This window comes from Rhizobium sp. B21/90 (assembly GCF_019355815.1).
Lineage (GTDB): Bacteria > Pseudomonadota > Alphaproteobacteria > Rhizobiales > Rhizobiaceae > Rhizobium > Rhizobium rhododendri.
The window spans coordinates 225,324-246,384 of sequence record NZ_CP072165.1 but is presented as its reverse complement, the minus strand read 5'-3'; the positions used below and the strand labels follow the sequence as shown (position 1 = coordinate 246,384).

The following is a 21,061-nucleotide window of genomic DNA, read 5'->3' as shown; positions in this document are numbered from 1 at the left end:
CTTCAGAGGACATGCCCGTTCGGGAGATGTGACGGGACAGGGAGGGATCATGATCAAGGCACTGCGTATCGAAGCGGAAAACGTAACGCGTTTTCAGGAGATCGAGGCCACGCCTCTCGGACCCGGCCAGGTGCGCGTCAGCGTCCGCCATATCGGTCTTTGCGGCAGCGATCTCAACACCTTCAAGGGTCTGAACCCGCTGGTCCAGCTTCCGCGCATCCCTGGCCATGAAATTGGCGGTGTGATCATGGAAGCAGGCGAAGGCGTCTCCGCCGACTATGCGGCAGGCCGGCGCGTTATTGTCATGCCCTATACCAGTTGCGGCAAGTGTACCTCTTGCCGAAAAGGCCGGGTGAATGCCTGCCGTTACAACAAGACGCTGGGAGTCCAGCAGGATGGCGGCCTCGCCGAGGAAATCGTCCTGCCGGCTGAAAAGCTCATCCTCAACGACGTGCTGCCGCCACGCCATCTGGCCTTGGTCGAGCCATTGTCCGTCGGCTTCCACGCCGTCGAGCGCGGCCGCGTTGCCCGTGGCGACCGCGTCGCAGTGCTGGGCTGCGGCATGATCGGCATGGGCGTACTGATTGCCGCCGTCGCCCGTGGTGCTGAAGTTATCGCGGTCGATCTCAGCCCGGAGAAACGTGCTCTCGCCATGCAGTTCGGCGCCGTCGAGACGATCGATGCCCGCAGCGAGGATGTGGTGGCGCGCGTCATGGCGTGGACAAACGAAGACGGCGTCGATGTCGCCTTCGAGGCGGTCGGCCTGCCCGCTACCTTTACGCAGGCGGTCGATATCGCCTGCTTCGGCGGCCGCGTCGTCTATGTCGGCTATTCCAAGGCGCCGGTCACTTACCAGACGCAGTTCTTCAATCTCAAGGAACTCGACATCATGGGGTCTCGCAATGCCATGATGCAGGACTTCCTGGCCGTCGCCACCCATCTCCAAAAAATCGGCCAAGGCGCCGATGCCTTGATCAGCAAGGTGATTGCGTTTGACGAGGCTGAAACGGCCCTTCCCTATTGGGACGGCAACCGCAATGCCCTGAAGATCATCATAGAGCGCAACGTTTAGGGGTTGCGCGCATCTTTGCTTATAAACGCGCGCCAGGACGCTTGACAAAGACGGCATGCCTGTATTTTACTCAGGCCTGCCGAATAGGCAAATTTTAACACATGACTTCGATGTCGCCGGGCAGTTTCGCCCCCATGATGCCCCATCCAAGATGGGATCCGCGTCGTGGGGTTTTTCGCGTTTGGGTATTGAACAATGATCGACGCACTAAAGATCGGCATCCTCTTTTCGACGACCGGGCCCTATGCGTCGATGGGTCGGGATGCGCGCGACGGTGCCGAATGTGCCATCGAGGAATTTGCTGCCACGGGCGGGCTGCGCTTAGAGCCCGTCTTCGCCGATCCTCGCGCTGATCTTTCCGCCTATCTGGATGGCGCCCGCCATATGCTGCGCAACGAAGGTTGCCGCCATATCGTCGGGACGATCACCTCGGCGGCGCGCAAGGAAATCATTCCGCTGGTCGAAAAGCATGACGGCCTGCTCTGGTACATGTGCCCCTACGAGGGTTTCGAGGCCAACGAGAACGTCATTTATATCGGCGGCTGCCCCAACCAGCACCTGCTGCCGCTCTTCCAGCATCTCATCCCCCGTTACGGCAAGCGCCCCTACCTCGTCGGCGCCAACTACGTGTGGGGCTGGGAAATGAACCGGCTGGCCCGCGAGCTGATTTCCACGGCTGGCGGCGAGGTGCTGGGCGAGCGCTATCTGCCGCTCGAGGAGACTGCGGTCGAGCGCATCGTCGCGGATATTGCCGAGCGCCGGCCGAGCTTCATCCTCAACAATTTGATCGGCCCCTCCAGCTACGCATTTCTGGCGGCCATCCGCGCGCTTGCAGACCGGGACCCGGCCTTCCTGCCGGAGAATTGCCCGGTCGTCAGCTGCGATCTGATGGAGTGCGAACTTTCCGATATCGCCGCAGGTGCGGCCGTCGGGCAGCTTTGCGCCGCCTCCTATTTCGCCAGCATCGTGTCGCCCGAAAATGCCGAGTTCAAGAGCCGCGTGGCGGCGGCATTCGGGCCGGAGCGTGGCGTGTCCAGCGTTTTTGCCAGCGCCTATACCGCTGTCAAACTTTGCGTCGAGGCCATAATCGCAGCCGGTAGCGACGAGCCGCAGGCAGTGCGACGGGCGCTTCATGGCGCCTCTTGGCCGAGCCTGTTCGGTCCGCTCGCGATCGACCGGCAGACCAACCACGCGGCCCTCCCCTTTCATCTCGGACGGATCAATGCCGGCAATGGTTTCGATGTCATCGCCTCGCGTCCGGCCATCCCTGCCGACCCATATCTGACTGCGCGTCACACGATTGCGGCGCCGAAGTTGCGGGTGGTTTCATGAGGGAAACACCGAATTTCACTGGCTGGCATGCTGCGATCCTGCACAGGGAAGACAGCAACACGGAGCGCTTGATCCGCCAGCTGACACTTCTCGGCCTCAGCACATCGCTGCGCTGGGAGCCGCTCTCTGCCATGGAATGTCCGGACCTCGTGATCGTCGATGCCGATCAGGGCTGGGACGGGCTGCTCGCTTCGGCACCCGCCGCGCATCCGGCGGTGCCTGTGATTGCGCTGCTGGGTTCGGAAGCACCGGGCCGGATCGCCTGGGCGCTCGAACAGGGTGCCGGCGCGATCATCGCCAAGCCGGTTGCAAGCTCGGCCGTCTATCCGGCGCTGGTCATGGCGGTCTCCATCCACCAAGAGCGAATGGCGACGCGCTCGAAGATGGATCGTCTGGAGGAGCGCGTACGCATGCGACCGCTCGTTCATGCCGCCGTGCAAAAGATCATGGAGGCGCGGGGCGTCGGGGAAGAGCAGGCCTATACGATCCTGCGCGGCTCGGCCATGCAGCGTAGATTGCCAATGGAACAACTGGCGGCCTTCATTCTCGGCGGCTCCGAACCCTTGCCGGAGGCCGTCTGATGCGTGTCCTGAAATCGATGTTTCGCCAGCCCTCGGCGCTGTTCGGGTTGATCATCGTCATCGCCGTTGTCGTCATGGCGATCGCGGCGCCGCTGCTGGCGCCCTTCAGCCCCGATGACCAGATGTTCGATGGCCTGTCGCTGGATGGCGCGCCGTTGCCGCCCGGCGGCCCCTATCTGCTCGGCACCGATACGCTCGGCCGCGACCTGTTCTCCCGGCTGCTGTTCGGCGCCCGCACCTCGCTGGTCATCGGCTTGGTCGCCAATGGCATTGCGGTCGCCATCGGCCTCTTCATCGGTATTGTGGCTGGTTACGTGGGGGGCTTCTTCGGCAATCTGCTGATGCGCTTCACCGACCTGATGATGGCATTTCCGGCCCTGCTGCTTGCCATCGTGCTGGCGGCCCTGCTGCACCCGAGCCTGTGGATCGTGGCGATGGTCATCGCGCTCGTCAACTGGGTGCAGGTCGCGCGCATCGTCTATACCGAGACGCGCGGACTGGTGGAGCGCGACTTCATCATGGCGGAGCGCTCGCTGGGCGCCGGCCACGGCCGTATCCTGCTGCTGCATATTCTGCCGCATCTGATGCCGACGGCGATCGTCTGGGGCACGCTCGGTATCGCAACGACTGTGCTGCTCGAGGCGACGCTGTCCTTCCTCGGCATTGGCGTGCAGCCGCCGCAGCCCTCCTGGGGAAATATCATCTTCGAGAGCCAGAGCTACTTCGAATCCGCCCCCTGGTTGGTGTTCATTCCGGGCGCCGTGATCCTGCTGACCGCTTTGTCGTTCAACCTCGTCGGCGATGCGCTGCGCGACATTCTCGATCCGACCCAGAGAGGGCGCGGCTGATGGCCCTTCTCATTCTCCGCCGACTTGTCCAGGCGGCACTCATCCTGCTCGGCGTCGGCGCTATCACCTTCCTGCTGCTCTACGCACTGCCGGCCGATCCTGCCGTACTGATCGCCGGCCGTAGCGCGACACCGGCAACCGTTGCCGCCATTCGCCATGAACTGGGGCTGGACCAGCCATTGGTGCTGCAGTTCCTACATTATCTCAGCGGCATCCTCCATGGAGATCTCGGTCGATCCTATACGCAGAAGACATCCGTGCTGCCGCTGATCCTCGCCCGCCTGCCGGCAACGCTGATCCTCATGGCGGCGGGCATCCTGGTCGAAGTTGTCCTCGGTATTACGCTTGGGACCATCGCCGCCGTACGCCGCGGGGGCTTTGTCGACCGGCTGGTGATGATGGCGTCCTTCGTCGGGGTGTCCGCCCCGCAATTTGTCGTCGCGCTGCTGCTCCTCTACGTCTTTGCGGCAAAGCTCGGCTGGTTCCCCATGAGCGGCTATGGCACGCCCAACCATGTGGTGTTGCCGGCCGTGACGCTCGGCATCCTCGGTGCCGGCTGGTATGCGCGCATGGTGCGCTCGGCGATGATCGACGTGCTCAACCAGGATTATGTGCGCACCGCCCGCGCCAAGGGCCTGTCGTCGTCGCGGATCATCTTTCGCCATGCCCTGCCCAACGCCATCCTGCCGATCATCGCCATGATCGGCATCGACATCGGCCAGTTCATGGGCGGTGTCGTCGTCGTCGAGGCCGTCTATGGCTGGCCGGGTATCGGGCAACTTGCCTGGCAGGCCATCCAGCAGGTCGACATCCCGATCATCATGGGTGTCACCATCGTCTCGGCCCTCGCCATCGTCATCGGCAACCTGATCGCCGATATCGTCGCTCCGTTCATCGACCCGCGTATCCGCGCTCAATAACCAAGCAAAAACCAACAGAGGAGTTCACCAATGACAAAAACCTTCCTGCGACGTGCAGCTCTGGCTGCCATGCTCGCGACCACTTCCCTGGTGCCGGCGCTCGCCGTCCAGGCTGCCGACAAGCCTGTCGACGGCGGCAAGATCGTCGTCACCTACAAGGACGACATCGCCACGCTCGATCCGGCCATTGGCTATGACTGGCAGAACTGGTCGATGATCAACGCGATGTTCTCGCGCCTTGTCGATTACACGCCCGGCACGACCGAGTTGAAGCCTTCGCTGGCCGAAAGCTACACGGTGTCCGAGGACGGCAAGACATACACCTTCAAGCTGCGCCCAGGCGTTAAGTTCACCAACGGCCGCGAAGTGACGGCTGCCGACGTCAAGTATTCGATCGAGCGCGCCGTCAATCCGAAGACACAGGGCCCTGGCGCCGGCTTCTTCCATTCGATTGTCGGCTCCGACGCGATGACCGCCGGCACGTCACAGACGCTTGACGGCATCACTGTCGTCGACGACCACACCGTCAAGTTCACGCTGGTGCAGCCGGACGCGACGTTCCTCAATGTGCTCGCCCTCAACTTCTCTTCCGTCGTTCCGAAGGAAGCAGTCGAGGCTGCGAACGGCGACTTCGGCAAGAAGCCGGTCGGCTCCGGCGCTTTCATCCTGAAGGAATGGACGGTCGGCCAGCGCCTCGTGTTCGAGAAGAACCCGGACTACTTCGTCAAGGACCGCCCGCATATCGATGGCTATACGGTCGAAATCGGCCAGGAGCCGCTGGTGGCGCTGCTGCGTCTGCAGAAGGGCGAAGTCGATGTTGCCGGCGACGGCATCCCGCCTGCCAAATACCTCGAGATGAAGAACTCGAAGGATTTCGAAGGCATGATCGTGGATCGTCAGCAGCTGGAAACGAGCTATGTGACGCTCAACACGCAGGTAAAGCCGCTCGACAACGTCAAGGTCCGCCAGGCGCTGAACATGGCTGTCAACAAGGAGCGCATCGTTCGCATCATCAACGGTCGCGCCGTGCCGGCAAACCAGGTGCTGCCGCCGCTGATGCCGGGCTATGACAAGGACTACAAGGGCTATGCCTACAGTGTTGAGAAGGCCAAGGCACTGCTGGCCGAAGCCGGACTGAAGGACGGCTTCACAACCCAGCTCTACACCTCCAACACCGATCCGCAGCCGCGCATCGCCCAGGCGATCCAGCAGGATCTGGCGGCCGTCGGCGTCAAGGTCGAGATCAAGGCGCTTGCCAATCCGAACGTCATCGCTGCCGGCGGTACGCAGGGCCAGGCGCCGATGGCCTGGTCCGGCGGTCTTGGCTGGATCGCTGACTTCCCGGATCCGTCCGACTTCTACGGACCGATCCTCGGCTGCGGCAGTGCCGTCGCCGGTGGGTGGAACTGGTCGTGGTATTGCAACAAGGAAATCGAACCGCGCGCCCAGGCGGCCGACGCCCTGCCGCTGCCTGCCAAGGCTGCGGAGCGCAACGAAGCCTGGAAAAAGATCTTCACCGAGATCCAGGAAAAGGATGCGCCTTGGATCCCTGTGTTCAACGAGCGCCGGGTCGTTGCCAAGTCGAAGCGGATGGGCGGACCGGATGAGATCTACATCGATCCGACCCGCGTCATCGATTACGAAGCGATCTTCGTCAAGAAGTAAGCCGATCGGTTCAATACCTCCCTGGGCATCGCCCCGGGGAGGCTCAATCTTCGGAGGCACCCATGTGCATCGTCTGCACCCACACCATTCACCGCGCCCAGCATAATTTCGGCTGGAACCGGGATTTCGAACCCGCGGTCGTCGCCAAACCCGGTGAAACCATCCATTTCGAATGTATGGATTCCTCCGGCGGACAGCTTGGAGCCGACGCGACGCTGGAATCGCTGAAGGAGCTCGATTTCGGCAAGATCAATCCGGTCTCCGGCCCTGTCTATGTCGAGGGCGCGATGCCGGGCGACGCGCTGAAGGTTACCCTCCGCCGCTTCGTGCCGTCGGGCCTCGGCTGGACTGCCAATATTCCAGGCTTCGGCCTTCTGGCCGACCAGTTTCCCGATCCGGCTCTCCACATGTGGTCCTATGATGCCAACGCCATGACGCCTGCCCTTTATGGGCCCGGCGGTCGCGTGCCGCTGAAGCCATTTGCCGGCACCATCGGGGTTGCGCCTGCAGCCCCGGGTCTGCACTCCGTCGTGCCGCCACGCAATGTCGGCGGCAATCTCGATATTCGTGATCTCAGCGCCGGCGTGACGCTGTACCTGCCGATCGAAGTCGAGGGTGCGCTGTTCTCGATCGGCGACACCCACGCGGCGCAGGGCGACGGCGAGGTCTGTGGAACCGCCATCGAAAGCCAGATGAATGTCGAGGCGACGATCGAACTGGTCAAGGATGCGCGCCTGAAGAGTCCGCGCTTTACGACAACCGAGCCGGTCACCCGCCATCTGGACGGCGCCGGCTATGAGGTGACAACGGGCATCGGGCCGGACCTGATGACGGGTGCGCGGGAAAGCCTGATGCGGATGATCGACCTGCTCGGCGACGAACACGGCATGAGCCCGGTCGACGCCTACATGCTGTGCTCTGTCTGCGGCGACCTCCGGATCAGCGAGATCGTCGACATGCCGAACTGGGTGGTGTCGTTCTACTTCCCGAGGATCGTGTTCGCGTGACGGAAACAGCCTCGTCGCCCGCCGCGCTTTCGGTGAGAAACCTGTGTGTCGATGCCCGCACGCCGGAAGGCCGCCGGCGGGTGCTCGACGACATCGATTTCGATCTGATGACCGGCGAGACTCTCTGCCTTGCCGGCGAATCGGGCTCCGGCAAGTCGGTAACCTCGCTCGCTGTCATGGGCTTGCTGCCGAAAGCATCATTGCAGGTGGCCTCCGGCAAGATCATGCTCGGCGGCCGTGACCTGCTATCCCTGCCCGAGCGGGCGATGCGCAAGGTGCGTGGCGGCGAGATCGCCATGGTCTTCCAGGAGCCGATGACCTCGCTCAACCCGGTGATCTCAGTCGGCGACCAGCTGACCGAGGCGATCCGCGAGCATCAGGAGAGCGACACTGCGAGTGCCGTGGCGTCCGCCCTGCGCATGCTCGACGCCGTCCAGATCACCGATCCGGCTCGGCGGCTGAAGCAGTTTCCCCACGAGCTTTCCGGGGGGATGCGACAGCGGGTGATGATCGCCATGGCGCTCTCCTGCCGCCCCAAGGTGCTGATCGCCGACGAACCGACCACGGCGCTCGATGTCACTGTCCAGGCACAGATCCTGAGTTTGATGCGCGAGTTGAAATCGGAGTTCGGCACCTCGATCATCCTCATCACCCATGACATGGGGGTTGTGGCGGAAATGGCGGATCGCGTCGTGATCATGCAAAACGGCCGCATGGTCGAAAAGGGAGCTGCGATCGATATCTTCGAGCGCCCGACCCACGCCTATACGCAGGAGTTGCTGGGGGCCGTGCCGCGTCTTGGCGCCCATGCCGGTACGGACGGTCCACCGCGCGTCACTGCCAGAGGCCTGGTCGCGCCGATGCCGCTCGACCGGACGCCGGTGCTCAACGTCAGCAATCTGACCGTTACCTACGGCAGCCAGGCCGGCTGGCTCTTCAAGCCAACCAGGCGGGCGGCAGCGGTCGATGGCGTATCCTTCGAGATCCTGCCCGGCAAGACGCTCGGTCTCGTCGGCGAAAGCGGCTCGGGAAAGTCGACGACCGGCAAGGCTGTGCTCGGCCTCATCCCCTACGAGGGGGACGTTGTGATCGACGGCCGCAATATCGGTGGGCTTAGCCAGCGCGAAATGCAGCCGGTTCGCCGCTCCGCGCAGATGATCTTCCAGGACCCCTATGCATCGCTCGATCCGCGCATGGCGGTGGGGGCTGCAGTTGCCGAGCCGATGATCATCCACGGCATCGGCAGCAAATCGGAGCGTCGCGACCGGGTGGCAGAGCTGCTGCGCCGCGTCGGCCTGACGCCCGATGCCGCCACCCGCTATCCGCACGAGTTCTCCGGCGGCCAGCGCCAGCGCATCTGTATCGCACGTGCCCTGGCGCTGGAACCGAAGCTGATCGTTGCCGACGAAAGCGTGGCGGCCCTCGATGTGTCCGTGCGGGCGCGGGTTCTCGATCTGCTGCTCGAATTGCAGGAGACGATGGGTCTCGCCTATCTGTTCATTTCGCACGATATGGCGGTCATCGAGCGGATGTCGCACCATGTCGTGGTCATGCGCTACGGTAAAATCGTCGAGAGCGGCACGCGCCGCCAGGTGTTCGAGACGCCGAAGGATGCCTATACGCAGGCCCTTCTGGCCGCCGTTCCCGCACCTGATCCGCGCGCCCGTGGCCGCAGGCTGGCAGTCCAGCAGTCATGAGAAAATCCGGAAACCAGACCAATGCCTGGTTTCCGGCCCGGCTTAGCGCTTGCGCCAGGTAATGGCTGAGTTGGTGAAGTAGTTCCAGGCAGCCCCGATAGCGGCACCTGCGAGGCCGGCCAACCACCAGCGTGGTTCGCTATTATAGAAGGCGGTCGATACGCCGACCCCGGCAAAAACGCCGAAACTGCAGAGTGCTGCAAACATGCCCAGCCCGGTCACGAACCTCCACCCGTGCCTACGCCTGTCCCTGTAGGTGAGAGCGTTGTTCAGGGTGTAGTTCACAACCATGGTGATGAGCATGGCGGCAGTCTGCGCCGTTGGAAAGTCCAGCCCTGCCCCGAGCAGTATGCGCAGAAACACGAGGTTGACCACGAGGCCCGTCGAGCCGACCAGGCAGAAGGCCAGGAAGCGCGCAGAGATGAAGTCGCCAGAAGCCTTGGAGATGAGAAGCCCGAGATATTCGAACACCACAGATGCATCGAGTTTGCTGACACCGTGCAGGCGCGGGCTGAATGCGTAGGACACTTCCTCGATCCGCATCTGTTTCGGTGACGACGCGACGATGTCGAGCAATATCTTGAAGCCCTGGTTCGACAGGCGCGGCGCCACTGCCTCGACGAATTCGCGACGGATCATGAAAAACCCGCTCATGGGATCGCTTAGCCGCACTCCCAGCAGGGACTGCGCCATTCCCACCGCAAGCCGGCTGCCGGCATGGCGAATTCTCGAAAGCCCGTCCGATGCGCCGTCCGCCTGAATGTAGCGGCTGGCGACGACGAGGTCCGCGTTGCCGGTGCGCAGAACGTTGAACATTTCCGCCAGCCGGGTTTCATCGTGCTGAAGGTCGGCATCCATGACGGCAACCACGGGTGCGGAGCTGGACAGGATACCTTCTATGCAGGCGCCGGCGAGCCCCCGCCTGCCGACGCGGCGCAAACCGCGAATGCGCCGGTCGTTGACGGAAAGGGCGCGAACCTGGCCGATGGTGTCGTCGCTGGAATCGTCATCGACGAAAATCACCTCCCAGTCGATACCGGCCAGCGTCGCGCGCAGTCGGTCAACGAGAATGGCGACGCTTTCGCGCTCATTCAGCGTTGGAATGACGATAGAAAGCTCGGGACCGATATGATCGAGGCTGATTTGAGCGCTGATGGCCGAGAGATCGTCCTCGACAAGGCGCGCGGCAGAGACACTTACATTCATCAATCTTACGACCTTCGAGCGTTAATCCGGCAGTGGCATCAGGCCTTTGGATCGGCTGCCGGAATACGAACACCAAGCTCAGTCTCTGTCGGCGACGCGGACTGTCTGATCATGTCACTCTTGCACCCTTACCCTGACGACAAACTGAAGCGCTGCATGCGAATTCGATCGGGGTGCTCATTGCGACGGGCATTGTGCCGCCGGCGAGGCGCAGTCCCGATAGCCATATCCAATGCGGTAGTAGAACTTGCCGATGGTAACGCCATTCCGGCTGACGCCATGCGTCTGGATATCCGTGAGGCGATCGAAGTAGCGTCCCGCGCCGGGTTTATCGACGTCGCTCTTTTTCAGGCTGACCAGCATGATGGTGCGGCCCTGCATTTCCGCAGGCCTGTACCAATATCCGTACATGAGACTATCGTTGCCAAGCGGACCGGCGCCGACGGAGTTGCCCGCAACGTTGCCGTCGCGCCTGTTGTAGAAAGCGAGTTCGCTGGCAACGAAGTATTTGTCCATGCCTGCCACAAGCACGCTCTGGCCCGCCTGCTCCTCGACAGACCGTTCGATCAGGCCGACTTCGCGGCCGAGATCGTCCCAGGCCACCGGCAATGTGCGGATGTTTCCGAGATGGCCCGCGAACGGCAGCCCGAGGACCAGATAGTGCAGACACACGGCGTATATGGCCAGCGTACCAAGCAGCGTCGGCGCCCAGGACCGGCGCAGCGCTGCGGCAATCCTGGAAGAACCGGAATTGGCGTCGATGATGGTCGCGGCGACGGCGGGCAGGATCGCGAGCCACACCGGCCCCGTCCAGTTGAGCTTCACCTCATGCCCGAGACTGAACGCTGCAAAAACCGACAGGGGCGTCAACGTGAACACCAGCATGAACAGCGTCCTTCGTCTCACCTGCACATCGGTTTTCTGCGCCGTGACGAGGCGGCGAAGACATGAGACCAGCGTTGCGATTGCGACGATGAGCCCAAGCGGCGTCAGCAGCAATGCCGCGCTTGCGACCAGCGCCGGCGAGGAAAAAGCCGGCGTGTCGGCGAGACGCTGGGTGCTCTGGAAGGCGAAAGACGCCCAGGCATGTGTCGCATTCCAGTAGATGACGGGGCTGAACAGGAAAAGCGCCGTGGCAGCTGCAAGATAGGGTTGGGGCCTCATCAGCCATCGCCGCGCTCGCGGGTCGATGAGCATGAAGATCAGGGCTGCGGGGCCGAGCAGCGCAATCGTGTATTTCGACAGCATGCCGAGACCGGCACAGACCCCCACGCCCCACCAGGCATTGCGCTTGTCTGCAACCAGCGCCCGTTCGAGGAAGTACAGCGCCCCTGCCCAGGCCGCAGTCAGGGGCACGTCCGGTGTCATCAGGAACCCGGTGTAAAAGAAGACGGGTAGCACGGCGGTGAGGACAAGCCCGACAATTGCGGTCGTCTTGTCGAAAAGATGGGCTGTCAGGCGGTAGACGAACAAGCACGCAACGATCCACGCAAGGTAGGCCCCGATGCGGACGCCGAATTCGGTATCGCCGAAAAGCGCGGTCCCAAGCCAGATCATCCACGCGGACATCGGTGGGTGATCCAGGTAGCCGATGTCGATATGGCGGGAGAAGTTCCAATAATAGGCCTCTTCCGGCAGAAGATCGACGACGCCGATATAGGCGAGACGCAGCGCCAGCATATAGCAAACCACGCCTGCTGCCGCCAACTGCCAGCGCGCCGGCGCCGAGGAAGGCCACGTCATCCGGAAGACGAAAAAGTGATTGCCGAAATAGCACGCAACCGCTGAAGCGCCGGCGCCGAGGACGATTGCGGCTGACGGCGACCATGTCAGCAACGCCATCGCGTCCGCAAATACCCCGCCGCGCAGTCCGAACCCCAGAAAGCAGATTGCCACGTAGCGGCCAAGCTGATGCCAGACGCCGCCTCCGGCTGCCGCTCTGGAGTGCAGAATGTAGGAGAAGGTCGACGCCACAGCAAAGCTTGCGGCCAATGCCACCGGCAGGCTGATGCCGAGACCGAAAAGCATCTCGAAGAGCAACACGTCGATAGCGTAGGCCGTCAAGCTCCCCCAGAGGAAAGGACGTGCTGCGAGCCCGGATCGTTGCTCCACGGAAATGTCGAGCGCTTGCCTGGCACCTGAGCCGGGACCTCCGGCCACCATCGCAGGCGTCGTCACGTCGCGCACGACAGACCGGGGACCAACAGGTTGAGATGGGAAAAACTGGTCATGTTCGGAGTACGGCTTTCTCTGAGGCCAGTCTGTTGGGCTGGCGGCACTTTGAAGTCGACCACAGCAAGACGGACCGATGACGGTTGCCGTTCACTATCTTGCGCAAAGCTGACAGACGCCTGAACCTGCCTGTTCCGGGGACGCAAACAGCGCGCCCCAGTCGAGTGTCACCGGTATTTGGCGGGGCGCATTGATCGAGAACAATTTCAGGTGAATGTCAGTATAAACGTGCATCTACCGACGCTAATGCTTCGGGGGTAGCGGATTTGCGTATTCTTTTGGTCGAGGACAACTTCCTCATCGGCGATGCGCTGCACGACCACATCGTAGCGGACGGATGGGACGTGGACTGGGTGCTGACCCTTGCGGCAGCCCGCGTCGCCGCAGACGAGGGGTCGTACGCTCTGGTGCTGCTGGATCTGCATCTGCCTGACGGAAGCGGGCTCTGTCTGCTCCGTTCCTTGCAGCAGACGTCGCCGCACATCCCTGTCATTATCCTGTCCGCTTACGACCAGGCTTCCGACAGGATCGAGGGGTTGGAAAACGGTGCGATTGACTACCTGACGAAGCCCTTCGACCTTGGCGATGCTCTTGTCCGTATTCGCCGTTTTGCCAGGCCTCAGGGGATCTCACCCTGGTGGCCGTCGCTGAAGACGATCGCCGGATGCGGATTGCGCACGATAAATGGCGTTTCAAAGAAGAGCGTCAGTCACTTTGATTGAAAATTTTCTGGCTTGACCGCGGACGCTCAGAGATAGCGACGGTTGGTCATTCCCTCAGCCACCGCCAGAACTCCCGCAAAAATCACCACGGACGACAGCCAGCCAAGGATGACATCCGAGAGATAGTGCGCGCCCGTGAGCACGCGCATCACGGGGATGATGAGGGAGATAAAGGCCATGGGCAACCCCAGCGTCAGGCGCCAGCGTGCCGGCAGAAGAAGGATGAGACAGAAAAGCCATCCCGCCGACGATGCCTCTCCCGACACGAACGAGCAGTTCTTGAGACATTTCCCGGCGAACGAGCCCGCTTGGACAAAATCCAGCTGGCCTCCGAACCCGGACGTCTCGCGCGGGCGTGGGCGGCCTGAAAATGTCTTCAGGAAAAGGTTGACGGTCAGGCCGCAACCGAGCGCCAGCGACATCAGCGCTGTCAGGCTGAGCATCACCCGCGGGCTCTTCCAGTCCGCAGCACCAGTGAATTTGCAGCGGATGAGGTCGGCAATCAAGACGGCGACTGCGATGTAGGGAAGCACGAAGAGCACGTTGCGTGCCGCTGTGAAAAACGGGCTGGCATCGTAGGCAAAACTGCCGCAAGTCCGGCCGACGGCGTCGAATATGCTGCAATTTGTGCCGGTGAAGAACCGCTGTGCGACGGCGATATCGATGGAAGGAAAGGCATTGAACAGAGCGAGGATTGCCCACCAGAGAACGAACGTCACCATAAATATGACACGGCTTCTCGCCGTATAGGCTTGCGGGGCGGCAACGCTCGTCAGATCAGACATCGGCACAATATTCTCGCTTACGGTGTTTTATCCCACCTGCCTTGCTGCGTTCGACGCCCACGATCATCTGCAGCCATGCTGCTGGATATCGCTCGACGCTGACAGGAGCCTGAAGCGCCAAAGGAAATCTGGCTGCACTCTTGCAAACCGCTGTCAGCCCCCCGCACCCTCGCCCTGCTCTGCCAAGCCAGCGGCGTCCCGGCATCTGACTACCGCGCCCGTGTGAAAGGTTGATGATCCCGTTGGTGTCATGCACGTCGGCGTCCTTGTCGCCGCTGCCTGCTGTGCTGGTCCGTTGAAACGGCCATGTCTGGCAGGTATCGGTCTTCGCCGAGAAGCGCTCGATCATAGGCGTGCCGATCGGGTTCGGCGCCGTCCCTTGCGAGGGCCGATAGCAACCGCGCAGACCGGCTGAGCAGACGCGTGATCTCCAGCCATGCCCTGTAGGGCTGGACGGATAGATAATGCCAGCGCGAAAGATGAAACGCCCGTCGGTGGCCCTGTATCTGTGATATCAGGCCGATATCCTGAACGACCGGCACGGGAACGACGAAGGCTGCCTTCAGGCCGGCAAAATATTCAAGATCGAAGGCAATGTCGAAGGGAAGGCGCATGGGCATCAGGCCGGTGACGAACCACTCCGCCGCCCGCCGGTTGATGACGTATGCGCCAGACCCTTTTTCGCGCGTCAGTGAGATCGCCAGGCTCCGGCGGGGCGTGAGCTTGCGGAAAACATGCTTTTTGCCGCTGTTGACGCTCGATAGCCGCAGAATATCCCAGGTCTCGCCAGCTTTAATAGCGCCGTGGATGAGGTCGCTGATATCGTCGGGAAGAACCGCGTCGTCCTCGAGCACGAGGGCATGCTCCGACGATGAGGCCAGCAGCCGGCGAGCGCATTCGATGTGGCTCAGATAGCATCCGACCTCGGCCGGGTTGCGCCGCCTGCCGTGGCGCAGGACATAGGCGCGCTCGGCAAAATCGGCGGTCGGGAACTGGATTGCTCTCCCGTCGATGGCGGAGACCCTCTCGAACGGCAACGACAGATCCGAAAGCATCGAGGTCATCAGTTCCAGACGGTCGGGCGCCCTGTCCAGATTGATCAGATAGACAGGGACGGTAAGTGTCTCGCGATTGACCCGGTGCATGTCGTCATTACCCGCTGCGATCTCTTGTCGGCGCATTCGCCGATTTGCTGCCACAGCTATTGGCGGCAGGAATTACAGCTGACTTACGGAATAGCGGCGACACGGCAGCAGGCCGGCTCGCCGCCACTTTGATGCGTCCTAGCGGTCGTCTGAATCGCCATCCGACGCGCTACGCAGAGAGAGTGCGGCGATGGCAGACGGCACATTGGCGGCCGATGAGGCGCCAACTGTCGGCTGGGGAGTGCCCGACGGATTGGCAGATGCAGCCGGGGAAACCGGTGGTCGTGTCTGGACGGCTGCGGTGGTGGAAAGGGCGGCGATGGATGAAATGGCAGACAAGGATGCATCTCCTTCGGCCGGCCTCCGCATCATGCGTCGGGCGCAGCCAGATTGAGCGCACGGTTCATCCATCCGCGTTTGGCGATGGGGCTGTGAGGGCCATTCGATCGCTTCGCTGGTTATGCCGGCTGCAGCTTACAGGCGACTTACAGAGCTCGAGGAGAAGAGGGTGTCGGAAAGACCATCCGCGCAGACGCTCCGCCGCCGGTCGGGTTGGACAGGAACAGCAATCCCCCGTGCGCCATCATTGTTTCGTCGACGATGGAGAGCCCAAGCCCCAGTCCATCGGAACGATCGCTGACGGACTGCTGGGTTCTTCTTGCCACCGGATCGAGCTTGATGGGCGGAAACCCTGTCCCCTCGTCCGTGACTGTGATTTCGCGCTCGTTGCTGACGGTGATCGTCACCGTGCCGGCGACAGGACTGTGTTCGACCGCATTCTCGATCAGGTTTCGCAGCGCCCGGAAGATGAAGTCGTTGGCGCCGCTGATGAGAACGGGGTGGTCTGGCGTGATGATCTCGATCGACCTGCCCTTCTGGATTATGATCGGGGCGAGGAAGGCGCCGACGCGACGGACGATCTCGCACAGGTCGACGCAGTCGTCCGTTTCGAAATGAAGGCCGCCGAGCCGCACCCTGTCCACCAGTTGCGTGACGATCCGCTCCAGCGCATCGAAGTCTCGTTCGAGGTCGCAGGAAAACGCTCCGTCGGAGGCCGAAAGCTGCGCCTTGATGATGGTCATCGGCGTGCGCAGCTCGTGGGCGATGTTGCCGGAGAAGCGCTCGAGGGCCAGATAGCCGCCCTGCAGCCTGCCGAGCGCATTGTTCACAGCCTTGACGATGGCCAGCACATCGGGCGGCATGTCGCCTTCGGTCAGGCGAACGCTGATGCTGGCCGGGCTGATCCCTTCCGCCTCGCGCGCCGCGCGGGTGAGTGGCCGGAGCGCGAGTTTGGCAACCACGATGTTGGTCACGAGGATCGCCACGACGAAGGGCAGCCAGATCCAGGCGATGTCCCCGACGAATTCTTCTAGAACGCTGTCGAACACGAGATGACTGCTGGGAAAGGCCACCTGGACATAGCGAGCCAAGCCTTTGTCGGCAAGGCGCAGCGACAGGCCAAAAAGTCTCGGGATGCCGTCATGGGCAGGCAGTGAGAAATAGCGCTGGTCGACATCGTCGGCGGGCACGAGTGGTCCGGAAACACCGTCGGATGCGCTCAGCAACTCATTCGCCGCAGTTAGCACGGCGTATTGGCCGTGCAGTTCGCCAAGCCGGTTCACCACGAACTTGAAGCCGCCCTGCTGCAAGGGCAGTTCCTTGGCCATTCCCCGGGCAAAGGTCAGCAGCGTCTCCTCGCGAAAGCGATTATTGGCCGATGCGAAGCGGATGTAGAGAAAACCGATGCTGGCGAAGACCGCAAGCGTCGCCACGAGCGACATGGAGAGCACCAGCCGCGAAAACAGCGATAGTTTTCGGTAGCTCATGGCCGCTTTTCTGCCAGCATGTAGCCGAGGCCGCGCAGATTGTGGATCTCGATCTCCGCCCCTGCCCCTTCCAGCTTCCGTCGCAGGCGGTGGATGAGCACCTCCACCGCGTTGGAGCTGACTTCCTCACCGAAGCCGTACATCGATTCCTCGAAATCGGCGCGCGATATGACGCGCGAGGACCGTCGCATGAGAAGTTCCAGCGCCGAAAGCTCGCGACGGCTGATGTCGAGATCATGCCCGCCGACCCGGACGCGATATTGCGCGGGATCGAGCTCCACGTTGCGCTCGCTCAGTACCGACGTGCGCATGGTTCCCGGCCGGCGCAGCAGCGCGCGAACCCGTGCAATCAGAACATCCATGACGAACGGCTTGCAGAGGTAGTCGTCGGCGCCGCGGTTGAGCAAGTCTATCACCGACGAGCTATCGTCGCGGGCTGTCAGGATGAGGATCGGCGCGGATGGCGCGTGTCGCCGGGCGGGCTCCAACAGCGACGCGCCGTCCCGATCCGGCAGGCCGAGATCGAGCACGATCACATCGTAGGCGACGACAGCCATCGCCGCCTCTGCCTCTTCGGCATTCGAAAACAGATCGGCTGCAAAGCCTGCCGCCTTCAGCGCACCGCAGGTCAGTTTGCCGAGGCGGCTGTTGTCTTCGACCAAAAGCAGTCGCATCCAACGGTTCTCCAGATGGCGAAGTTTGAGTTTTCCAGTGTTTTTCTATTCGGGAACGGCTGCTACAAGCGTCAGCCTACGGTCATCCGGCGCAGGACATTTGTCTTCCAGTAGAACTGGTGGACCAGCGCTCCGAGCACATGTCCGCCGATCAGCACCCAGAGGATGACCTTCAGCACATCCGCATGAATACCGCCTGCGACGTCGATGCCGAAATAGTAGGCCGCCCCACCGGTCAGCGGCATAGCAAGCAGTAGGAGGTAAAGCGTTGCATGCGCGAACTTGGCAGCGATGCTGAAAATCTTCGGTTCCTGTGAAGGCGATGCCGGGGCGCCGCTGGTGAAGCGCAGGAAAAGGCGCGCGAGGACGACGAAGAATATGGCGATGCCGACATAGGCGTGGATATTGGCGCTTGCGATCTGGTCTGCGCTCGCCGAGCCGGTCTCCTCGATGGCGCGGTTCCACTCGCTCATTCCATCGGGAAGCAACAGGTTGAAGAACACCAGGAGAACCGTCAGCCAGTGAAGCACACGCTGCGGCAGCGAAAAAGAATTTGAATGGTGATTTTCCAAGACGGGATCTTTCAGGTTGGGGGATCTGCTTGGTGAAACCTAAGATACCAAACAGCTGACATCGACCTGAACACTATTCGAGAAATTGTAAACTTGTGACGATGCAATAAAAGGTTGATAAGCTGTCCATGTAAGTCTGGCGTAAGTTTTGGCCTTCAATGGCCGTCGCATTTCGGAATTCGGTCTGGTATGGACCCTGCCATCAGACCTATCGAGGGAACGCTTGCGTGTTGGTGAAAAAGACGTGTCTGCATAAGTCCGCCGCGGCAGTTGTTGACGTCCGAACACGCGCGTCCGCAATCCTTAAGGTCATTCCGCGTGCACTATAAAGCCGGCGGGATACGCGTCGGTGACTGGTGGCCGGTCATGCTGCTGGCTGCGGTGCTCGCGGCGTTTCGGCTCTTTGCCATGGCACACACCGACCTCAATTCCGACGAGGCTTATTACTGGCTTTGGTCCCGCGTTCCCTCGGCCGGTTATTACGATCATCCGCCGATGATCGCGTGGTGGATATGGCTGTCCACCCATGTCTTCGGCGATACCGCGCTCGGCGTTCGCGCCTTACCCGTGTTGTCGGTCTCCGTGGCATCGCTGGCGGTGTATGCGACCGTCATCGAACTCTATAACGACACCCGATTGGCTTTTCGTTCTGCGGTCTGGCTGAACGCAATGTTCCTGGTGGGGCTCGAGGCTATTTTCGCGACCCCAGATGCGCCGTCCGTGATGTTCTGGTCCCTGACAATCTGGGCCCTGGCGCGCCTGCGACGCACGGAAAATCCGCTTTGGTGGATCGTTGTCGGTGTACTTGCCGGAGCCGGCTGCGTCGGCAAGTACACCAACTTCTTCATCGGTCCCGGGATCCTGCTGTGGCTCTTACTTGATCCCAGGGCCGCACGCTGGCGCTTTAGCCCATGGATCCTGCTGGGAGGCTTGGCGGCCTTTGCGGTCTTCATGCCGGTGCTGGTCTGGAATGCAGATCATGGCTGGGCGTCCTTTGCCAAGCAGTTCGGCCGGCTCGGCGACAATCATCCGGCGCTCAATTCGCTTGCCACATTCATCGGCGGGCAATTCGGACTGATGAACCCGGTCATCGCCATCTTTGCGGGTATTGCGGTCTGGCGGTTTTGCCGCCATTGCCAAAATCGCCGGTCGGACCCCTTCATCTTTCTGGTCGCACTGACCGCCCCCCTGGTCGCGTATCTGATCATTCACTCGCTACATGACTGGGTGCATCCGAACTGGCCTGCCCCTGCCTACCCGGCGCTTGCCATTGCCGCAGCGGTGGCAGGTGAGGCTTCGGGCAACGTCCATCTGAGGCGTCTCCGGCTCTGGGTCGTGCCGGTCGGCATAGGACTGTCGTCCCTGCTCCCTCTCTACCTCGCCACGCCGATGGGCGAGCGCGTTCCGTTTACGAGCCCGGCCGACACGGTCATCGGCTGGCAAGACCTGACGACGGAGCTGGAAGGCCGCAGGCAGCAAACCGGTGCCGCATGGATCGCCACGACCGACTATGGGCTCACAGGCGAAATCGCCTTCTATTCGCATCAAGCAGACAAGGTTCAATCGATCGTCGATCGGCAGCGCTACACATTCGAAAGCCCCGACGCCTCTCTTGCGGAAAAGTCTGCCTTGCTGGTGGTGCGCACCGGCGAAGGGCGGCTGGCACAGTATCTGAAATGCTTCCGATCCACCGGCCCCGTCGAGCACGTTGCCCGCCGTGCCGGGACGAGGGTCATCGACGACTATTCGGTCGTTGCCGTCTCCGGGGCTGCAGGCAATATCCTGTCCAGCGGTTGCCAGGCAGCGCAATGATCGGGTTTCAAAGCAAGCGGTTGGGACAAATGACGTCTCGCCCGCGTCACCTCGACGGTATCGCCTTGAGATAGGCGGCGATCGCTTCGCGGTCCGAGGCGGGCAGATGGGCCAGATTCTGCTGGACCTCCACCATGGAACCGCCGACGCTGTCGAAATCCGGAGTCATGCCGGTTTCCAGGTAGCTTGCGATATCGGCTTCGCTCCAGGATCCGATCGACTTTGAGCCGGGCGTGATATCGGGAATGTTGCCCTCTCCCTCAGGATTGGGGGCCCCCGCAAGCCAGCTGTCGGCCTTGAAGCCACCCAGCGGATCGCGCGGGGTATGGCATTCGCCGCAGTGACCGGGTCCTTCGACGATGTATTGCCCGCGCTTCACCTTGTCGCTCGGATTGTCCAGCACGACGCGTGGCTTTTCACTGAAGTACAAGAGTTTCCAGCCGCCGAGCAACAGCCGGATGTTGAAAGGAAACGGCAGCTCGTGGGGTGGTGCGACGTTGCTGCTCTTCGGCAATGTCTTCAGGTAGCCGAACAGGTCGTTCACATCGGCATCGCTCATGCGGCTGTAGGAGCCGTAAGGGAAAGCCGGATAAAGATGTTCGCCGTCGGGTCCAACGCCGCGTTTCATGGCGTTGCCGAACTGCGCAAGTGTCCACTTGCCAAGACCTGCGGTGTCATCCGGGGAGATGTTCGGCACATGAAACGTGCCAAACGGGCTCTTGAGCGCGAGGCCGCCGGAGAGGACGAGCTTTGCATCGCCTTCCGCACCTTTAGCCGCATGGCAGCTCGAACAGCCGCCCGTCCAGAAAACCATCTCGCCCTTCTTGACGTCCGGAGTTCCGAGGTTGGCCCAATGGCTATCGGGAAGTGGAGTTGGCTTGGTCAGGACATAAAATCCCGCCACGCCAGCAAGGGCGGCGCCAGCAATGATTGCCAGGACCTGCCGAAAATTCAGGATCAAGGTC

Annotated in this window: 19 protein-coding genes; 11 read left to right on the top strand and 8 right to left on the bottom strand. The window is 61.9% G+C overall.

Translation table 11 applies throughout. The annotated features are described in order from the left end of the window. The first annotated feature begins 49 nt into the window (after nt 1-49). The 8 genes from J5278_RS29170 to J5278_RS29135 all read left to right on the top strand — a co-directional run bounded on the left by J5278_RS29170 (nt 50) and on the right by J5278_RS29135 (nt 9,122). Entirely contained in the window at nt 50-1,072 is a 1,023-nt protein-coding gene (locus tag J5278_RS29170) for a zinc-binding alcohol dehydrogenase family protein (RefSeq protein WP_209185550.1), read from the top strand. Nucleotides 1,073-1,267: 195 nt separating this feature from the next. Further along, nucleotides 1,268-2,404, top strand: a complete 1,137-nt coding sequence (locus J5278_RS29165) for a transporter substrate-binding protein (RefSeq protein WP_209185549.1) — start codon at nt 1,268-1,270, stop codon at nt 2,402-2,404. After that, entirely contained in the window at nt 2,401-2,985 is a 585-nt protein-coding gene (locus J5278_RS29160; protein ID WP_209185548.1) for an ANTAR domain-containing response regulator, read from the top strand. The genes J5278_RS29165 and J5278_RS29160 overlap by 4 nt, the downstream gene beginning before the upstream one ends. Then, on the top strand, nt 2,985-3,833 hold the full coding sequence (locus J5278_RS29155; protein WP_209185547.1) for an ABC transporter permease: 849 nt from the start codon (nt 2,985-2,987) through the stop codon (nt 3,831-3,833). Before J5278_RS29160 ends, J5278_RS29155 begins: the two co-directional genes overlap by 1 nt. Continuing rightward, nucleotides 3,833-4,753 (top strand): ABC transporter permease, encoded by a 921-nt coding sequence (locus tag J5278_RS29150; protein ID WP_209185546.1) that lies wholly within the window; start codon nt 3,833-3,835, stop codon nt 4,751-4,753. The genes J5278_RS29155 and J5278_RS29150 overlap by 1 nt, the downstream gene beginning before the upstream one ends. A 30-nt stretch (nt 4,754-4,783) precedes the next feature. Continuing rightward, nucleotides 4,784-6,418: an ABC transporter substrate-binding protein gene (locus tag J5278_RS29145; RefSeq protein ID WP_209185545.1), complete on the top strand. Its 1,635-nt coding sequence runs from the start codon at nt 4,784-4,786 to the stop codon at nt 6,416-6,418. 62 nt (nt 6,419-6,480) lie between these two features. Continuing rightward, nucleotides 6,481-7,425, top strand: coding sequence for an acetamidase/formamidase family protein (locus J5278_RS29140; RefSeq protein WP_209185544.1), 945 nt, complete (start codon nt 6,481-6,483; stop codon nt 7,423-7,425). Then, on the top strand, nt 7,422-9,122 hold the full coding sequence (locus J5278_RS29135; RefSeq protein ID WP_209185543.1) for an ABC transporter ATP-binding protein: 1,701 nt from the start codon (nt 7,422-7,424) through the stop codon (nt 9,120-9,122). Before J5278_RS29140 ends, J5278_RS29135 begins: the two co-directional genes overlap by 4 nt. A gap of 42 nt (nt 9,123-9,164) precedes the next feature. Here J5278_RS29135 and J5278_RS29130 read toward each other — a convergent pair whose 3' ends face one another. Further along, nucleotides 9,165-10,328 (bottom strand): glycosyltransferase, encoded by a 1,164-nt coding sequence (locus J5278_RS29130; RefSeq protein WP_209185542.1) that lies wholly within the window; start codon nt 10,326-10,328, stop codon nt 9,165-9,167. Between the two features lie 177 nt (nt 10,329-10,505). Next, entirely contained in the window at nt 10,506-12,506 is a 2,001-nt protein-coding gene (locus J5278_RS29125; RefSeq protein WP_209185541.1) for a glycosyltransferase family 39 protein, read from the bottom strand. A gap of 320 nt (nt 12,507-12,826) precedes the next feature. On the opposite strand from J5278_RS29125, the gene J5278_RS29120 reads away from it, so the two are divergent. Then, a complete protein-coding gene (locus J5278_RS29120; RefSeq protein WP_209185540.1) occupies nt 12,827-13,282 on the top strand; it encodes a response regulator in 456 nt (151 codons plus the stop codon). A 26-nt stretch (nt 13,283-13,308) separates the two neighbouring features. Here J5278_RS29120 and J5278_RS29115 read toward each other — a convergent pair whose 3' ends face one another. Next, nucleotides 13,309-14,067: a phosphatase PAP2 family protein gene (locus J5278_RS29115; RefSeq protein WP_209185539.1), complete on the bottom strand. Its 759-nt coding sequence runs from the start codon at nt 14,065-14,067 to the stop codon at nt 13,309-13,311. Between the two features lie 248 nt (nt 14,068-14,315). Then, the gene (locus tag J5278_RS29110; RefSeq protein WP_247749361.1) at nt 14,316-15,248 is read right to left on the bottom strand and encodes a glycosyltransferase family 25 protein; all 933 of its coding nucleotides are present in this window, start codon (nt 15,246-15,248) and stop codon (nt 14,316-14,318) included. Nucleotides 15,249-15,402: 154 nt separating this feature from the next. Between J5278_RS29110 and J5278_RS29105 the strand changes: the two genes are divergently transcribed. Continuing rightward, the gene (locus tag J5278_RS29105) at nt 15,403-15,606 is read left to right on the top strand and encodes a hypothetical protein (RefSeq protein ID WP_209185538.1); all 204 of its coding nucleotides are present in this window, start codon (nt 15,403-15,405) and stop codon (nt 15,604-15,606) included. A gap of 91 nt (nt 15,607-15,697) precedes the next feature. Here J5278_RS29105 and J5278_RS29100 read toward each other — a convergent pair whose 3' ends face one another. The 3 genes from J5278_RS29100 to J5278_RS29090 all read right to left on the bottom strand — a co-directional run bounded on the left by J5278_RS29100 (nt 15,698) and on the right by J5278_RS29090 (nt 18,284). Beyond that, nucleotides 15,698-17,038, bottom strand: a complete 1,341-nt coding sequence (locus J5278_RS29100) for a HAMP domain-containing sensor histidine kinase (protein WP_209185537.1) — start codon at nt 17,036-17,038, stop codon at nt 15,698-15,700. Beyond that, a complete protein-coding gene (locus J5278_RS29095; protein WP_111221038.1) occupies nt 17,035-17,712 on the bottom strand; it encodes a response regulator transcription factor in 678 nt (225 codons plus the stop codon). The genes J5278_RS29100 and J5278_RS29095 overlap by 4 nt, the downstream gene beginning before the upstream one ends. A 71-nt stretch (nt 17,713-17,783) precedes the next feature. Continuing rightward, nucleotides 17,784-18,284, bottom strand: coding sequence for a cytochrome b (locus J5278_RS29090; protein ID WP_209185536.1), 501 nt, complete (start codon nt 18,282-18,284; stop codon nt 17,784-17,786). Nucleotides 18,285-18,602: 318 nt separating this feature from the next. Here J5278_RS29090 and J5278_RS29085 point away from each other — a divergent pair, with 318 nt between their 5' ends. Next, nucleotides 18,603-20,096 (top strand): glycosyltransferase family 39 protein, encoded by a 1,494-nt coding sequence (locus tag J5278_RS29085; protein ID WP_209185535.1) that lies wholly within the window; start codon nt 18,603-18,605, stop codon nt 20,094-20,096. 46 nt (nt 20,097-20,142) lie between these two features. On the opposite strand, the gene J5278_RS29080 is transcribed toward J5278_RS29085, so the two are convergent. After that, nucleotides 20,143-21,051 (bottom strand): cytochrome c, encoded by a 909-nt coding sequence (locus J5278_RS29080; RefSeq protein WP_374109223.1) that lies wholly within the window; start codon nt 21,049-21,051, stop codon nt 20,143-20,145. Nucleotides 21,052-21,061: the final 10 nt, after the last annotated feature.

What these genes read in the sequence shown, in the direction of transcription:
- J5278_RS29170 (WP_209185550.1), top strand. Translation starts at nt 50, where the DNA reads ATGATCAAGGCACTGCGTATCGAAGCGGAAAACGTAACGCGTTTTCAG.
- J5278_RS29165 (WP_209185549.1), top strand. Translation starts at nt 1,268, where the DNA reads ATGATCGACGCACTAAAGATCGGCATCCTCTTTTCGACGACCGGGCCC.
- J5278_RS29160 (WP_209185548.1), top strand. Translation starts at nt 2,401, where the DNA reads ATGAGGGAAACACCGAATTTCACTGGCTGGCATGCTGCGATCCTGCAC.
- J5278_RS29155 (WP_209185547.1), top strand. Translation starts at nt 2,985, where the DNA reads ATGCGTGTCCTGAAATCGATGTTTCGCCAGCCCTCGGCGCTGTTCGGG.
- J5278_RS29150 (WP_209185546.1), top strand. Translation starts at nt 3,833, where the DNA reads ATGGCCCTTCTCATTCTCCGCCGACTTGTCCAGGCGGCACTCATCCTG.
- J5278_RS29145 (WP_209185545.1), top strand. Translation starts at nt 4,784, where the DNA reads ATGACAAAAACCTTCCTGCGACGTGCAGCTCTGGCTGCCATGCTCGCG.
- J5278_RS29140 (WP_209185544.1), top strand. Translation starts at nt 6,481, where the DNA reads ATGTGCATCGTCTGCACCCACACCATTCACCGCGCCCAGCATAATTTC.
- J5278_RS29130 (WP_209185542.1), bottom strand. Translation starts at nt 10,328, where the DNA reads ATGAATGTAAGTGTCTCTGCCGCGCGCCTTGTCGAGGACGATCTCTCG.
- J5278_RS29115 (WP_209185539.1), bottom strand. Translation starts at nt 14,067, where the DNA reads ATGTCTGATCTGACGAGCGTTGCCGCCCCGCAAGCCTATACGGCGAGA.
- J5278_RS29110 (WP_247749361.1), bottom strand. Translation starts at nt 15,248, where the DNA reads ATGCGCCGACAAGAGATCGCAGCGGGTAATGACGACATGCACCGGGTC.
- J5278_RS29105 (WP_209185538.1), top strand. Translation starts at nt 15,403, where the DNA reads ATGGCAGACGGCACATTGGCGGCCGATGAGGCGCCAACTGTCGGCTGG.
- J5278_RS29100 (WP_209185537.1), bottom strand. Translation starts at nt 17,038, where the DNA reads ATGAGCTACCGAAAACTATCGCTGTTTTCGCGGCTGGTGCTCTCCATG.
- J5278_RS29095 (WP_111221038.1), bottom strand. Translation starts at nt 17,712, where the DNA reads ATGCGACTGCTTTTGGTCGAAGACAACAGCCGCCTCGGCAAACTGACC.